The sequence below is a fragment of the Halobacillus sp. ACCC02827 genome (genome assembly GCF_030291935.1).
Lineage (GTDB): Bacteria > Bacillota > Bacilli > Bacillales > Halobacillaceae > Halobacillus.
In genome coordinates, this window is sequence record NZ_CP128168.1 from 979,221 (window position 1) to 993,522 (window position 14,302).

General features: G+C 45.9%; 15 protein-coding genes. 12 read left to right on the top strand and 3 right to left on the bottom strand.

Annotated elements, in window-relative coordinates:
• Positions 1 to 55: 55 nt before the first annotated feature.
• Complete coding sequence (locus QRD89_RS05050; RefSeq protein WP_286096438.1) at positions 56 to 1,072, top strand: TIGR00341 family protein; 1,017 nt, start codon at positions 56 to 58, stop codon at positions 1,070 to 1,072.
• 157 nt (positions 1,073 to 1,229) lie between these two features.
• Positions 1,230 to 2,054, top strand: coding sequence for a S1C family serine protease (locus QRD89_RS05055; protein ID WP_062512799.1), 825 nt, complete (start codon positions 1,230 to 1,232; stop codon positions 2,052 to 2,054).
• Between the two features lie 46 nt (positions 2,055 to 2,100).
• On the opposite strand, the gene QRD89_RS05060 is transcribed toward QRD89_RS05055, so the two are convergent.
• Positions 2,101 to 2,694 (bottom strand): flavodoxin family protein, encoded by a 594-nt coding sequence (locus QRD89_RS05060; RefSeq protein WP_008634615.1) that lies wholly within the window; start codon positions 2,692 to 2,694, stop codon positions 2,101 to 2,103.
• A 424-nt stretch (positions 2,695 to 3,118) separates the two neighbouring features.
• Here QRD89_RS05060 and sigI point away from each other — a divergent pair, with 424 nt between their 5' ends.
• The 4 genes from sigI (at position 3,119) to QRD89_RS05080 (ending at position 6,902) form a co-directional block, all read left to right on the top strand.
• The gene (sigI, locus tag QRD89_RS05065; RefSeq protein WP_008634616.1) at positions 3,119 to 3,859 is read left to right on the top strand and encodes an RNA polymerase sigma factor SigI; all 741 of its coding nucleotides are present in this window, start codon (positions 3,119 to 3,121) and stop codon (positions 3,857 to 3,859) included.
• A complete protein-coding gene (locus QRD89_RS05070; RefSeq protein WP_286096439.1) occupies positions 3,856 to 5,016 on the top strand; it encodes an anti-sigma-I factor RsgI family protein in 1,161 nt (386 codons plus the stop codon). Before sigI ends, QRD89_RS05070 begins: the two co-directional genes overlap by 4 nt.
• A gap of 72 nt (positions 5,017 to 5,088) precedes the next feature.
• Positions 5,089 to 5,484 carry a DUF1499 domain-containing protein gene (locus tag QRD89_RS05075; RefSeq protein ID WP_008634618.1) on the top strand — a complete coding sequence of 132 codons (396 nt, stop codon included), beginning with the start codon at positions 5,089 to 5,091 and terminating at the stop codon, positions 5,482 to 5,484.
• Positions 5,481 to 6,902: a dihydrolipoyl dehydrogenase family protein gene (locus QRD89_RS05080; RefSeq protein WP_286096440.1), complete on the top strand. Its 1,422-nt coding sequence runs from the start codon at positions 5,481 to 5,483 to the stop codon at positions 6,900 to 6,902. Before QRD89_RS05075 ends, QRD89_RS05080 begins: the two co-directional genes overlap by 4 nt.
• 75 nt (positions 6,903 to 6,977) lie before the next feature.
• Here QRD89_RS05080 and QRD89_RS05085 read toward each other — a convergent pair whose 3' ends face one another.
• Positions 6,978 to 7,580 (bottom strand): TetR/AcrR family transcriptional regulator, encoded by a 603-nt coding sequence (locus tag QRD89_RS05085; protein WP_286096441.1) that lies wholly within the window; start codon positions 7,578 to 7,580, stop codon positions 6,978 to 6,980.
• 158 nt (positions 7,581 to 7,738) lie between these two features.
• On the opposite strand from QRD89_RS05085, the gene QRD89_RS05090 reads away from it, so the two are divergent.
• Positions 7,739 to 9,286 (top strand): GNAT family N-acetyltransferase, encoded by a 1,548-nt coding sequence (locus QRD89_RS05090; protein ID WP_008634622.1) that lies wholly within the window; start codon positions 7,739 to 7,741, stop codon positions 9,284 to 9,286.
• A 41-nt stretch (positions 9,287 to 9,327) separates the two neighbouring features.
• Here QRD89_RS05090 and QRD89_RS05095 read toward each other — a convergent pair whose 3' ends face one another.
• Positions 9,328 to 9,561 carry a YhdB family protein gene (locus QRD89_RS05095; RefSeq protein ID WP_008634626.1) on the bottom strand — a complete coding sequence of 78 codons (234 nt, stop codon included), beginning with the start codon at positions 9,559 to 9,561 and terminating at the stop codon, positions 9,328 to 9,330.
• Between the two features lie 186 nt (positions 9,562 to 9,747).
• Here QRD89_RS05095 and QRD89_RS05100 point away from each other — a divergent pair, with 186 nt between their 5' ends.
• From QRD89_RS05100 to dat, 5 genes are all read left to right on the top strand, one after another.
• Positions 9,748 to 10,215, top strand: a complete 468-nt coding sequence (locus tag QRD89_RS05100; protein WP_062512803.1) for a hypothetical protein — start codon at positions 9,748 to 9,750, stop codon at positions 10,213 to 10,215.
• A 112-nt stretch (positions 10,216 to 10,327) separates the two neighbouring features.
• Positions 10,328 to 10,873, top strand: a complete 546-nt coding sequence (locus QRD89_RS05105) for a YhcN/YlaJ family sporulation lipoprotein (protein ID WP_008634629.1) — start codon at positions 10,328 to 10,330, stop codon at positions 10,871 to 10,873.
• 224 nt (positions 10,874 to 11,097) lie between these two features.
• Positions 11,098 to 12,507 carry a SpoVR family protein gene (locus QRD89_RS05110; protein WP_008634638.1) on the top strand — a complete coding sequence of 470 codons (1,410 nt, stop codon included), beginning with the start codon at positions 11,098 to 11,100 and terminating at the stop codon, positions 12,505 to 12,507.
• 15 nt (positions 12,508 to 12,522) lie between these two features.
• Positions 12,523 to 13,242 (top strand): hypothetical protein, encoded by a 720-nt coding sequence (locus QRD89_RS05115; protein ID WP_062512807.1) that lies wholly within the window; start codon positions 12,523 to 12,525, stop codon positions 13,240 to 13,242.
• Between the two features lie 169 nt (positions 13,243 to 13,411).
• On the top strand, positions 13,412 to 14,302 hold the full coding sequence (gene dat / locus QRD89_RS05120; RefSeq protein WP_286096442.1) for a D-amino-acid transaminase: 891 nt from the start codon (positions 13,412 to 13,414) through the stop codon (positions 14,300 to 14,302).

Below are 14,302 nucleotides of genomic sequence, written 5' to 3' on the forward strand. Positions count from 1 at the left end.
GTGGAATAAGGGGGACATTATGAGAAATTAATGTAAAATCGGAGAGTGGTTCCTCATGAGTCTTCAACTGATTGAAGCCTATATTCCTGATCGTCATTTCCAAAAAGTTGATCAGAAATTAAAAGAATATACACACCGTTCCTATTGGGTTTCCGATGAGCCTGAAGAAAGAAAGCTGATTCGGATGCTGACGGATACGAATGAAGTCGAGTCCATCCTGAATTATTTGGAGAGTATTTCCAATGTTATTGATGGGTTCGAAACGATGCTTTTTCCCGTACAGACCTACATATCCAGGCAAACAGTTGAAGAGGACGCGGATCGGGAGAATGAGGGGACGAAGGAGGAGGAGAAACGCCTTCTCCTTCGTGCAAGCCGGCAGGAGCTGATGGATAGTGTGGAAAAGAGCAGTAAAATCACATTGAATTATACTTTGTTAATCATATTGTCAGCCATTGTCGCAACGGTTGGGTTTCTGAAAGACAGTGAAGCAGTGGTCATCGGAGCGATGGTGATTGCTCCAATGATTGGTCCTGTCATAGCTGTAGCTTTCAGCTCGATCCTGGGAGATTATAAGCGTCTTCTTATCTCCGGTTTGACCTCCTTGTACGGGGTGGCAATTGTATTGGTCATATCGGTGGCTTTCGGATATTTTACCGATATGGGGATGCATAATGCTCAGTATCTGGAGCGGACAAAGGTGGAAATCCTGGACATTTTTCTAGGGGTAGCTTCCGGAGCGGCAGGTGCACTCGCGTTTCTGAATCGACTGTCCGGTAACCTTGTCGGTGTTATGGTCGCTGTTGCACTGCTGCCACCTTCCGTCGCAATGGGGATGTCTCTTGGTGATGGAGCATTTCAAGCTGCGTACGGAGCTTTCTTATTAGTAGCGGTTAATATTATGTCCATTCTGCTTGCTGCTGTCCTCATTTTCTCTATAAGCGGTATCCGACCGGTGCGCTGGAGTGAAGTGAAGAGAGCGAATGTATCGAGACTGCTGTCCATCGTATTTGTCTCCATGATCGTGTTTTTCTTAGCTGTTGTCATCCTGGTCGGGAAGAGTATGCGATAAGGCATATTTCCCGGGTAATACAAAAAACCCTGAATTCTTGTCGAATTTTCGAGAGCTGCATAAATGAGCACGTCTTTTTCGTAAATCGTGGTACAATGATACTTGCATTCCATGATAGGAAGGAATGCCTTGACTGCTGCACATGGGAGGACGTCTCATGAAAGAGCATGACAAAGATGAAATAGATATTATAGATGAAGATTTATATGAAGAGATAGATGAGGATGAGTTGTACGAGCTGGTTCAAGAGGAAAAGCGGAAGGCCTGGGAGAAGGCGAGAATGGAAAAAGAAAGCCATCAGTCTAAACGTCCGTTTCCAAAATGGATTTTCTGGCTGGTAGCAGGGGTGATGGTCATTAACATCATCGCCGTTCTTCCCAATACTTTCTCGATCCCGGCCCTTGATTTCTTAGTCACCTCAGCGAAATTGTCCACAGACGAAGATACTGCCGCCCGAAAGAAAGCGGTTGTCGTCGTGGAAGCGGGAGAGAGTCGAGGTACTGGTTTTGCTGTATCAGAAAAAGGTCTGATTCTTACCAATCATCATGTAATCGAAGGGGAAAAGCGGATCGCGGTTGCATTCACCGAGGAAGGGTTATTTGAAGCGGAAGTAGTGAAAAGGTACCCGGACATTGATTTGGCCCTGCTCAGAATCGAAGGCTCCGGGCTTCCTTATTTGGAACTGGCGGAGGAAGGTGCCGGCAGGACGAATGAGAAGGTATCCTTCATCGGCAATCCCCTCAGCTTCACTAATATAGCGAATGAAGGAGTATTGATCGGGTACACACAGCTCTCCAATTGGGAAGTCCCGGTTTGGATGATGGATGCTCCCGTCTACAGAGGTAATTCGGGTAGCCCGGTTTTGAATCAGGAGGGGAAAGTCATCGGTGTCGTGTTTGCGACGCTTGATGATCCGGAGGAAGGACGCGTCGGCCTGGCCGTTCCCATTGAATACTATTTGGAAAAAGGGGAAAGTCCATGAAAAAAGAAACAGCAGGAGAAACCGGCTGTTCCTTTTTTCCGTGTAATTATTCCGCCGTTACCTGTTTTCTGATCCGGTTCCCTGTAACGGGAATCGGATGGAAGGTTAGTATTTCGGCGAAGTGTATGAGGTTATAAGTCATTTTGTCGATTTGGTCTTTGCTGTGATCGTGCTTTTGGCAGACGGCACTGGAGTGGGGAGGCAGGGTGAAACCTAGCATCGACAGATAGTACTGGATGGATTGAGCAGCGGCCTGGGATCCTCCGTAGCCGCCGTCGGCAATAATCGCTCCACCTACCTTATTGTAGAAGACCCCCTGGCCTTTCTGGTTCGTCATTTGATGGTAGCCTTGGAGTCTTTCAAGCACGAGGGAGGCAAGGCTGCTCTTGTCCCCCATTGTAATCGGTGTCCCAAGCAGGATGATATCTGCTTCTAAGATCTTCTCGAATATGAACGGCCAGTCTTCTTCCTGATCCAGCTTTTGGGTAATTCCGAATTCGATGTGGAAATCTCGAAGATGAATCCGTTCAACGTCAATTTTTTCTTTTTGGAAAATCCGTGCCGCTGCATCAAGGAGCTGCTCCGTGTCGGTTTCTTTGCTGCCTTTTTCCAAACTGCAATTCAAGAGTATCGCTCTCATAAAGTGATTCCTCCTTTCTATGAGTCGTTTTTTTTGTTATGTCCGATATAGATACACTTAAGATATAACCCAGTTCTTCCACAGATAAACCAACTGTTAAGTCGTGTTCAAGGATGGAAATGGCGATGCCAGGCTGTGCATTCCTTTCTTCACATGGATGATAATGGAGTGGATTGGGTACAAAGGACTTATTTTTTGAAATGTTTATTTAACAAAATGTAAACCAGATGTGGTGGAACGTCATACACTTATTCAGTAAAATGGTCATGCTTGCTTACAATACTTTTTTACCTGCCTGACGAACGGCATACTTCAGAAACACCGGTTGATACAAAGCTGTAACATAATTGAAATAAAAATGGTTTGAGACACCCAGAAAAGACACAAATAAGACGAAAATAGTAGTAGCTGGAGGTGATAAAGGTTGATCAAACGTCTTTTTTCCAAAAATGACGACACCTCCCTGGATGAACAAGTAGCTTCGGCTAAGCAGGGGGATGACGAAGCGCGGAACGAAATGCTTAAACAGTATCAACCTTTCATCGCCAAAAGTGTTTCTGAAGTATGCAAGAGATATATCGACCCTGCGAGAGATGATGAATTCAGTATCGGACTGCTTGCGTTCAACGAAGCGATCCAGTCCTATTCGTGTGATAAGGGAAGCTCCTTCCTCTCTTTCGCCCGTCTCGTTATTAAACGAAAAGTTATTGATCATATCCGTAATGAACAGAAAAGGATTTCCGTAACTTCGTTGGATGAAGACTTTCACGACGACGAACAGATGGAGAATCCTATCGAGATCTCAGCGGCCAAAGATCGGTACATTCTAGAGACAGAGGCGTGGCATCGAAAGGAAGAAATCCTGGAATTCAAAGCAGAATTGAAGAAATACAAACTTTCCTTCGATGAACTGATCGACGTGTCGCCGAAGCACCGGGATGCCAGAGAATCAGCAGTCCAGGTCGCACGACTCGTCTTCGAAGATGAGCATTTGAGAAACCAGGTCATTGTGAAAGGCCGACTGCCTATCAAAGACCTCGTGCATCAAGTCGACGTCAGCAAGAAAACGTTGGAAAGGAACCGTAAATTCATCATCGCACTCGTACTCATATTGAACGGGGATTACATTTATCTCAAAGATTATCTGAAAGGGGTGGGTATGTGAGAAAAGGTATTGTCATGGAGCAGAGCAAACGTTACATGATTGTCATGACAAAAGATGGCCAGTTCCATCGTGCTCATAAAATGGCTGGCGCTGAGATCGGAATGGAAGTCCAATTCTCTGTAGTGGAACCTCGAAAGGGAATGGTTCTTTGGTCCTGTGTCAAGCGTCATAATCATATGAAAGTGGCCATTTTTGCTATTATTTTCCTTCTGGCGTTGTTTCCTGCCTATTCCTGGTACGGAAGCAATCAAGCGTATGCCTATATGAATATTGACATCAATCCGAGTGTGGAACTTGAATTGAATGACCACATGCAGGTGCTGGATATAACCCCTCAGAATGCAGAAGCGGAAGAGATTGTCGCTTCTCTTGGGGATTGGAAGAAGAGAGATGCCTCGGAAGTGACGTTTGATTTAATCAATAAAAGTCACGAAAAGGGGTATGTCAATGAAGCCAATCAAGTGTTGATTGGAATCAGTTATTTACAGTCTGAATATGATCATGATTATGCAGAAGAAATGGAAGAATACTTAACAGAGCAGGAAGAACATTTGTCTGTAGCGACTTTCCTTGTCCCTGACGATTTAAGGCGTCAGGCAGAGAAAGGCAAAGAGACGGTGAACGAACTGCTTGCCGATCGGTTGAGTGACGATTCTACAGAGGAAGAAGCAGAGACGCAGGCGGTAGCCATCGAAGATGACGATAAAGAAATTATTCAATCCTTTTATAACGACGATGAGTCTTCTGAAGGCAGCGAAGAGTCTGTTGTCCCTGTGGAAATCCCAGTACTTCCGAATGTAGAGAAGAAGAATCCTCATGCGACTTCTCCAACAGAACCGGAAGGGATGAATGCTGACAAACCATTGTCCGATCCCGCGCAACCGCAAGATCCCCCTGACGAAAAGGTGAAGGGGCGTGACATCAATCCGAATGTGCCGGAGAAGGAAAGAAAAGAACCTTCGGTGGAACATCGGAAGGATAAAGACAAATCTCCAGAGCGGAAACAAGGGAAAGCGGATCGTCCGGAAGGTAATCCTGAGAAGCCGGAGAAAGACGACCATGATCCTGCACCTGAAACGGACAAATTGAAAAAACAGAAAAAAGAAGAGAAAAGTAAGGACCCGGCTCCTAACAACCGGAACGATGAACACTCCTGATCTATACAGGAGTGTTTTTTTCTTTGGATTTGAGTGAATATATAGGTAACTGCTGGAAAAGGAGGAAGACGAATGAAGGATTCTTACATTGGTGTGAAAAGCGGACGGCTTTCGGCATGCCCGGATAAGCCGAACTGTGTTTCCACCCAGGCGGATCAGGAAGAGAAACGGATGAGTCCGCTGCCGTTCACCCGTGATTTAGAGACATCAAAAAAACATATCATGAATGTCCTTGGGGATATGGACCGGACGAAGGTGGAAATAGAGGAGGACCACTACATTCATACGGTTGTAACTACCAAGGTATTAAAGTTCAAGGATGACGTGGAATTTTACTTCGATCCGGATGAACGTGTCATCCATTTCCGCTCTGCATCGAGGGTCGGGTACTCAGACTTCGGTGTCAATAAGAAACGGATGCAGGAGATATCAAAGAAATATGAGCAGGTAAGGAGACAGGAGTTATGACATTCGATTATCAGGTTGCGGTCATCGGTGGAGGGTCCGGTGGATTAACGGTAGCTGCAGGTGCAGCGAACTTCGGAGCTGATGTCGCTTTGATCGAGAGGAAGACAGAGCTTGGAGGAGATTGTCTACATTACGGCTGTATGCCGTCGAAAGCATTGATCCAGGCAGCCAAAGAGGTCTACGACCATTCCCGTTTCAAAGAACTCACACCGAATGAGTATGATCGTCTTTTCAAAAAGGTGATGGACCGTGTGTCCGAAGCGGTGGAGGATGTACAGCAGCATGATTCCAAAGAACGATTCATCGATCTCGGCATTGATATATTTGAAGCAGAGGCTGCGTTTGAAGATGAACATACTCTGCGCGTGGGAGATCAGAAAATAACGGCCAAGCGTTTTGTCATCGCCACCGGGTCTTCACCGGCCGTTCCACCGATAGACGGGTTGCATGCGGTGGACTATCTGACGAACGAGACCATTTTCTCCCTTAAGACACGGCCGGATTCTCTAGTCGTGATCGGTGGTGGGGTAATCGGCGCCGAGCTGGCACAAGCTATGAGCCGTCTCGGTATTGATGTTACCATCATCGAAGGAGCGGATCAGATTTTGTCCAAAGAGGACAAAGAAATCTCCCAAACAGCCTGCCGGATCATGGAGGAAGAATTGACCGTCCTTACCGGCGCAAAGATTGAGCGTGTGGAGCAGGCAGATGGAAAAACGATTGTGCATTACAGGAAAGACGGCCGGACCCTCAGGGTTGAGTCCGAAGCGCTTTTGGTTGCTGCAGGTCGGCAAGCGAATATAGAGAAGCTCAGTCTGCCTAAAGCGGGAGTGAATGTAGTGGAAGGACACATAGATGTGGATCATGCAATGAGAACCTCTGCCAAGCATATCTATGCCGTCGGCGACTGCAATGGCTCGATGCCGTTTACCCACGTCGCAGGGATGGAAGGGAAGCTTGCCGTCTCGAATGCCGTGTTGGGACTTTCGCGGAAAGCATCGTATGCGAAGGTGCCGTGGGTCGTCTATACCGATCCGGAAATATACCATTTGGGACTTACAGAATCGGAAGCAAAAGAACAATATGGAGATAAACTTTTGACGTTTAAAATGAAACTGGCCGACAACGATCGGTTTATGGCCGAGCGCAGAAAAGACGGCCTTGTTAAAATTTTGACTACGGAGAGTGGTAAGATCGTCGGTGCCCATGCCATCGGTGCCGGTGCCGGGGAGTGGATGCAGGAAGTAGGGACGGTTCAGGCACTGAACAAGAAGTTCCAGTCCATTTCTAATGTTCTCCACCCTTATCCGGCACGAAATAACGTCGTTTCACAGACGGCGGATCTATATTGGAGAGAGAAGCTGTTCGGCAGCCGCATCAACGATGTCATCCGCTGGTATGTAAGAAAACTGCGTTAATGAATTTCCTCTTATTAGGATAAATTTAAAAAGGAAGAAACGCCGGCGATACCGGGTCTCTTCCTTTTGTTACTTTTATATGTGATCCTTGTCCATTCCTGCTAAACCATAAAAAAACAAGTCCGACCATTCTTCACTGAGCGATTCAGGAGAAGCGGTGAAGAAGTCAGCATTCGTCCGCAGTGCTTTGTAGTACATATCGATATAGAGCAGGATGGACTGGAAGGAAAGGCTGGCACGGACGGATCCTTCCGCTTTCCCCTGTTCAATCAACTCCGTCAGGATCGGTATCGTTTCCCGGGCTGTAAAACGGTCGACCCAATCTTTCAGCTCAGGATGACTGCCGGTCACTGCTTGCAGGAAATCCTGGTGCAGATGCAGCATGTTCTCTTTTTTGTCTTGTAAAAGTTTGTGGATTTTATCACGAAACGATTGGTCGGTGTTCTGAACGGTAGCACGGAATTGTTCGGTTTGATCCTTTATAAACATTTGGACAGCTTCGAATAAGAGCTCGTCTTTGCCGCCAAAATAATTGTAAATCGTTACTTGAGATACTTGGGCTTTCGCTGCAATTTCTTTAATACTCACCTTCTGAACTCCGGATTCGCTGAATAAACGGAGGGCGGTATGGAGGATTGCCTGTTTCTTTCGTTCTTTTCGTTTTTCAAAGCCATTCATTCGCTACACCTCTTCCCATCCATCATACATGAGGTTTTGAAACGGTTCAATTCAATGGTTTCATTTATTTATCTTCAACGCTTCCAGACTAGACAGGGGTTATGTCTGTTGAGTACGATTAAGTGGACAAGAGATCGATTAGAAAGGGACGATATACGATGTCGAAGGAGTTAGACCTGACCCAATACGAGAAGAAAATTATCGTAAGAACGATGCAGGAAAAAGATATAGAGCAGATTTTTGAATTGCAGCAGGTGTGTTTCCCAGGGATGGATCCGTGGAAGCGGGAGCATTTGGAAAGCCATTTGAAGCATTTTCCTGAAGGACAGTTTGTCGTCGAATACGAGGGGAAAATCATCGGGAGCTGTTCCAGTCTGATTGTCAATTTCGATGAATATGACGATAAACATACGTGGGATGATATTACGGATGAAGGGTATATCACCAATCACGACCCTGATGGGTATAACTTATATGGAATTGAAGTAATGGTCCATCCGGAGTACCGTGGGATGAAAATCGGCCGCAGACTTTATGAGGCACGTAAAGACCTGGCCAGAGAGCTCAACTTGAAAAGTATTATTATCGGAGGGAGAATTCCGAATTATCACCAGTATGAAAATGAGCTGAGTCCGAGAGAGTACGTAGAAGAAGTAAGGAATCAGAACATTTACGACCCGGTCCTCACTTTCCAGGTGATGAATGGTTTTACGGTTATGCGGATCAACCCTGACTACCTTCCGGATGACAGGGCTTCCATGAAATATGCGACGTTGATGGAATGGAACAATATTGATTACCGTGCCAGAACAAAACGTTATTTCAAGACAAGTCACCCGGTTCGGATCATGGTCATTCAATACATGATGAAAAATATTGATTCCTTCGAGGAGTTCGCTAAGCAATGTGAATATTACGTTGATGTTGCAGCGGATTACGGCTCGGATTTCGCCGTATTTCCAGAGATATTCACGACACAGTTGATGTCATTCCTGGAAGAAAAGGTGCCTTCCAAAGCTGTCCGCAAACTGAGTGAATTCACGGAAGATTATATTGAAATGTTCACCGACTTGGCGGTAAAATACAATGTTAATATTATCGGCGGCTCGCATTTCGTCGAAGAAGATGAACAGATCTACAATATATCGTACCTGTTCCGCAGGGATGGAACGATTGAAAAGCAGTATAAAATTCACGTAACGCCGAATGAGCGGACGTGGTGGGGTATCCAGCCGGGAGATGCCATCAAGGTGTTCGATACCGATTGTGGAAAGATTGCCATTCAGATCTGTTACGACATCCAATTTCCTGAATTGGCGCGTTATGCCGTTGATCAGGGTGCGAATATTATTTTTGTTCCATTTTGTACGGATGACCGCCAGGGATATTTACGAGTCCGTTACTGTGCGCAGGCACGTGCCGTTGAGAATCAGGTTTACACCGTCATTGCAGGGACAGTCGGAAACTTGACGCAGGTGGAGAACATGGATATTCAATATGCCCAGTCTGGTATCTTCACACCATCAGATTTTGAATTTGCACGTGATGGCATTATCGGGGAATGTAACGCCAATGTAGAGACGGTTGTCGTCGGTGATGTTGATTTAGAGATTCTGCGCCGACAGCGAAAGTCCGGGACGGTCCGTCAGCTTCGGGATCGCAGGCGCGACCTGTTCCGATTGGAGTATAATGTGGAAACAGAATAAGGTAAGAAGAAAGCTCTCCGGATTTCTCCGGAGAGCTTTATTTATATGGTGAAACTCGGCTCCAGCGTCTTCGTCTGGGCGTGGTCGATATAACTCAATAACGCTTCATGGGCTTCGAGCATTTCACTTTGATCACTCGGGTAATAACAGGAATGCAGGAATGATTCGATCTTTTTTGATAAGAACTGGTCTCGTGTGCGGACCATCAAAACAAGTAAGTCATCCCATTGTCCCCAAATCATGAAGTGAAGTGCTTTGTCATAATCGTAATTCATGATGGACACATCCTCTGTTTAATGAAGCTTACGATTATTATCTCCTGTCCGGGAGTGTTAACTCGAGTGAGTTCGTCACATTTATGGGAATGCCGACACATTGTTACGTATTTCTTCCGCAAAATAAAGCGAAATTTGTTATGATGGAGTGGAAAAGTTTTGCTGTGATGGGGGAGAGTCGGGTAAATGAATAATCGAGTAATGCTGTACATAAACACAGGAATCACCGCTTTATTCGTCATCAGTCTGTTCATAAGTTTTGCAACGATGGAAGCGGAAGGAACGCACCAGACATGGGTGACGATTACGGAATGTGTTGGAGGTGCTTCCATACTATTGGCGGGTATTTCTTTGGTTTACTTAAAAGATGAGCACCGTTTCGTGCCATTATCTATATTGTATTTTTTTGCCCCATGGCTTTTGTATGCACTCGGGCATGAGATCGGTTTCGATGCATCGACACCTTACGTCTGGGCCTGGTTTATCGGTTTGTACCTTCTGTTGATTGCGGGCTTCATCCTGATCCGCATGCTTTATTTTAAAATGCACGGTGTTTATCAATTAATTCCGGCAGTCCTTCTATTTGTGAACGGAATCCTGCTGGTTTACCTTCTTTTTCTTCAACTATGGTGGCTGCTGCCATTCGGTTCTTAAGCCGACCCCCGGTCTTCTTCGGAAGGCCGGGTTTTTTTGCCTCTGTTTGCTGTCGCATATTTAGAAGGTACCCACACATACTACCCATAAATCCATGGAAGGAGGTAGACGCATGAAAATAAAAGCACTTGCTATCGGACTGTTGGCAGCAACGTCGCTTGTAGCCTGTCAAGCAGAACAGGAAGCGAGAGATAACGATGCCAATTATGACGGTGTTCAGAACACAAGGTTTGAACGCTCCGCCGACAATATGTATGAAGAAGGTAACAATGCCAATCAGTATGACAATGACCGCGGAATGCAGCATAATACGAATTACCATGTAGCTAAAGATGCAGCAAACCGTATCGAGAAAAATGTCAAAGGCGTCAAGAATGTTTATGTGTTGAAAACACGTGACAATGCCTATGTAGCGGCAGAGCTTGATAATCCAACCGGAGACAAGAACGAAGTTTCCGATGAAATGGAGAAGCAGATCAAAAAAGCGGTGAAGGATTCGGATCAGGATATTAACAATGTCTATATTTCCACGAATCCGGACTTCGTTGATTTGACGAACAACTATGTACAGGATGTAGAAAACGGACAACCTGTACGTGGTTTCTTCCGTGAATTCGGAGAAATGGTTGACCGGGTTTTCCCGGACCAACGCTCGTAAGCAAAACCCCAAGGCCCTTCGTGGGTCTTGGGCATTCTTTTTTTGCATAGGGGCGGGTCCTCTAAATTTTCACTGCAGTCTGAAAGAGCAGGATATACTCATGTACATAGAAACTTAAAACAGATAGAAGGATGCGTGTCGATGTTCTAACTTGGCTCATTCCTTCATGTTCACGGTCCCCCTTTCATATAGTTAAGTAAGCGAAATTGAAGGAGGGGGCATCTTTGAAGCCAGATGACCAAAAAAAACTGGAATATGCCATCAGGGAAATAACAGAGATTGCTAAAGGTTTCGGACTGGATTTCTATCCGATGCGGTATGAGGTCTGTCCTGATGATATCATTTATACATTCGGCGCATACGGCATGCCGACGCGATTCTCTCATTGGAGCTTTGGTAAGCAGTACTATAAAATGAAGCTTCAGTATGATTTAGGACTGAGTAAAATATATGAACTTGTCATTAATTCGAATCCCTGCTACGCGTTTCTGCTCAATTCCAACAGCCTGATCCAGAACAAGTTGATTGTTGCCCACGTTCTTGCACACTGTGACTTCTTCAAAAATAACGCCAGGTTTCAGAATACGAAGAGGGATATGGTCGAGAGCATGGCGGCAACGGCCGAAAGGATTGCTGCATACGACCGATTATATGGTAAGGAAGAAGTGGAATCTTTCCTGGATGCTGTTCTGGCTATACAGGAACATATCGATCCTTCGCTCGTAAGGCCGAAACTCGCCTGGTCTTTGGATGAAGAGGAAAGTGAAGAGAAGGCCCCGCGTACGGTTTACGATGATCTGTGGAAAATGGATGAATCTTCCTCTGAAGAGCAGCCAGCCTTCCGTAAGAAAAAGAAGTTTCCGCCTCGTCCAGAAAAGGACTTGCTGTTGTTTATTGAACAATACAGCAGGGATCTCGAGGACTGGCAGCGGGATATTCTGACGATGATGCGTGAAGAAATGCTCTATTTCTGGCCTCAACTGGAAACGAAAATTATGAACGAAGGGTGGGCGTCCTTCTGGCATGCCCGTATTATCAGAGAAATGGACCTGACAAGTGACGAAGCGATTGAATTCGCCAAGTTGAATGCCAGTGTTGTCCAGCCGTCGAAGACACAGTTGAACCCTTATTACCTCGGACTGAAAATTTTTGAAGACATAGAAGAGCGTTATAATAATCCGACAGCAGAAATGAGGAAACACGGTATTGAGCCCGGAAGCGGTCGAGAGAAGATGTACGAAGTACGGGAGATCGAGTCCGATCAGAGCTTCATCCGGAACTATTTAACGAAGGAATTGGTGCGTCAGGAGGATTTATATCTTTTTCAAAAGCAGGGACAGAAATATAAAATAACCGATAAAGATCATGAATCGGTAAGAGATCAGCTCGTAACGATGCGTGTCAATGGAGGGTTTCCTTATCTTACCGTCCAGGACGGTGATTATATGAAGAGCGGCGAGTTATATATTAAGCATCATTTTGAAGAGGTGGAGCTTGATGTTGGGTACTTGGAGAAGACGCTCCCATACATTCATCAGCTCTGGGGCCGCCCTGTCCATATGGAAACACTCATAGAAGGACGGGACGTCGTGTTCAGCTATGGAGGAAAAAAGATTCAAAAGAAATACTTGTAAGTACCGGACGGCCCTGTGAAAGGGCCGTCGTTTTTTTACATAAGAGACTTCCAAACGACAGCATCTGATCCGACGCTTGGGGAAAGCGGGTTCAAGGAGGAGGATGCCGTCGGATTTTCACGTTCAACGATCGCTCTATCAGAAGGGTTTCTCTGCTATAATGGCGGTAAACGTTACCATTCGGGGGAGGCGTGGAATTTGAAACGTGTTCGTTTGGCGATTGCAGGTCTCGTTGTCCTTCTGATCATCTGCTGTTTCTTTTATTTCGATAATCGTAAGTTAAATCAATTGGCTGGTGATGAGTTGTATCCTATGGCAGGCGAACCTACACAGCATCCACAGCCGCTGACAGCGTCGTCGGTAGATATAGGGAATACGGGAATCCACGTAACGAGACTGTACAGTACCAATGCTTCTAAAGGGCTTTTTATGGGCATCTGGTATGGAAAGGGTAATAATAAAATGAATGCTGCTGAAAACGACTGGCTGATGGAAGACGGGGAAATCGATTTTCTTGTACAGGCCGTGGATACGAACGGAACAACCTTCAACGGTGAAATGAATGGTGTGATCCGAGGCACTTTCTCCACATTCCGGTATGTGAAGTTCGATGATTTCCATTATGATGATGAACTGGAGTCCATCACCCTCGCTTTCTACCCATTGATGGAAGGGGAGGAAGGAAAGGAGCCCTATCCCCATGCGTGGCTGGAAACATCGATTCCGGTAGAGTAACGAGCAAGGAATGGCTTCCTCCTGCATAGGTTAGTTTAAGACGGAGGACGGAGACGGACTGGTATCGGAAATGCTGTTTGTGCAAATATTTCGTAAATAATGTCCCTAACTTCTCTGTTTTCTGATACACTATTCGTTAATCGATATTAGGAGTGGAGGATGCTTATTCATGACGATCTATGACCATGTTTTGACAGAAGGCGGCTTTGTTGACCAGAACGATCTGCGTTACCCGTTTGAGGAACGGGGACTCCAATTCGGAGACGGCATCTACGAAGTCATCCGGGTTTACAACGGGATCAGTTATTTAATTCAGGAACATGTCGAGAGGCTGTACCGCTCAGCGGCGGCTGTTAAGATCAATGTTCCTTTTTCCAAAGAAGACATGTACCACAAGATGGAAGAGCTGCTTCATAAGAACGGGATCGACGGGGATGCCAAAATCTATCTTCAGATCACACGCGGATCTGCTCCACGCGACCACGTCTTTCCTTTAAATACAAATGCGAATCTTTATGCTTATGTGAAAGATCTTCCGCGTCCGGAGGCACTCCTTCGTGAGGGTGTATCAGCTGTAACACAGGAGGACGTAAGGTGGGATTGGTGCTACATTAAGAGCCTCAACCTGCTTCCGAACGTCCTTGCCAAGCAGGCGGCAAAAGAACAAAACTGTTACGAAGCCATTCTCCATAAACAGGGGGAAGTGACCGAGTGCAGTTCATCGAATATCTATTTGGTAAAAGACGGGAGCGTGTACACGCATCCGGCTAAGAAGAACATCCTTCATGGGTGTGTACGTATGCGAGTAGAGGCATTCTGCAGTGAGGAGGGCGTTTCTTTCATCGAGCAGGCGTTCCAGGTGGAAGACATATGGAATGCGGATGAAGTATTTCTTTCCAGCAGTACCTCAGAGGTGATGCCTGTCATCCAGGTTGATGGAAAACAGGTAGGGAACGGTGTTCCCGGGACCGTTACACGTACGCTTCAGAAGAAATATGAAGAAGATGCAAAGCTTTCTGCAGACGCATCTCTATTCTCCAGCGAAGTCGCAGCAGAATAG

Bases quoted from the DNA above. Each gene is read 5' to 3' on its own strand.
- QRD89_RS05100 (WP_062512803.1), top strand. From the start codon at position 9,748: ATGAATAATCGAGTAATGCTGTACATAAACACAGGAATCACCGCTTTA.
- dat (WP_286096442.1), top strand. From the start codon at position 13,412: ATGACGATCTATGACCATGTTTTGACAGAAGGCGGCTTTGTTGACCAG.
- QRD89_RS05050 (WP_286096438.1), top strand. From the start codon at position 56: ATGAGTCTTCAACTGATTGAAGCCTATATTCCTGATCGTCATTTCCAA.
- QRD89_RS05090 (WP_008634622.1), top strand. From the start codon at position 7,739: ATGTCGAAGGAGTTAGACCTGACCCAATACGAGAAGAAAATTATCGTA.
- QRD89_RS05060 (WP_008634615.1), bottom strand. From the start codon at position 2,694: ATGAGAGCGATACTCTTGAATTGCAGTTTGGAAAAAGGCAGCAAAGAA.
- QRD89_RS05055 (WP_062512799.1), top strand. From the start codon at position 1,230: ATGAAAGAGCATGACAAAGATGAAATAGATATTATAGATGAAGATTTA.
- QRD89_RS05105 (WP_008634629.1), top strand. From the start codon at position 10,328: ATGAAAATAAAAGCACTTGCTATCGGACTGTTGGCAGCAACGTCGCTT.
- QRD89_RS05085 (WP_286096441.1), bottom strand. From the start codon at position 7,580: ATGAATGGCTTTGAAAAACGAAAAGAACGAAAGAAACAGGCAATCCTC.
- QRD89_RS05075 (WP_008634618.1), top strand. From the start codon at position 5,089: ATGAAGGATTCTTACATTGGTGTGAAAAGCGGACGGCTTTCGGCATGC.
- QRD89_RS05080 (WP_286096440.1), top strand. From the start codon at position 5,481: ATGACATTCGATTATCAGGTTGCGGTCATCGGTGGAGGGTCCGGTGGA.
- QRD89_RS05095 (WP_008634626.1), bottom strand. From the start codon at position 9,561: ATGAATTACGATTATGACAAAGCACTTCACTTCATGATTTGGGGACAA.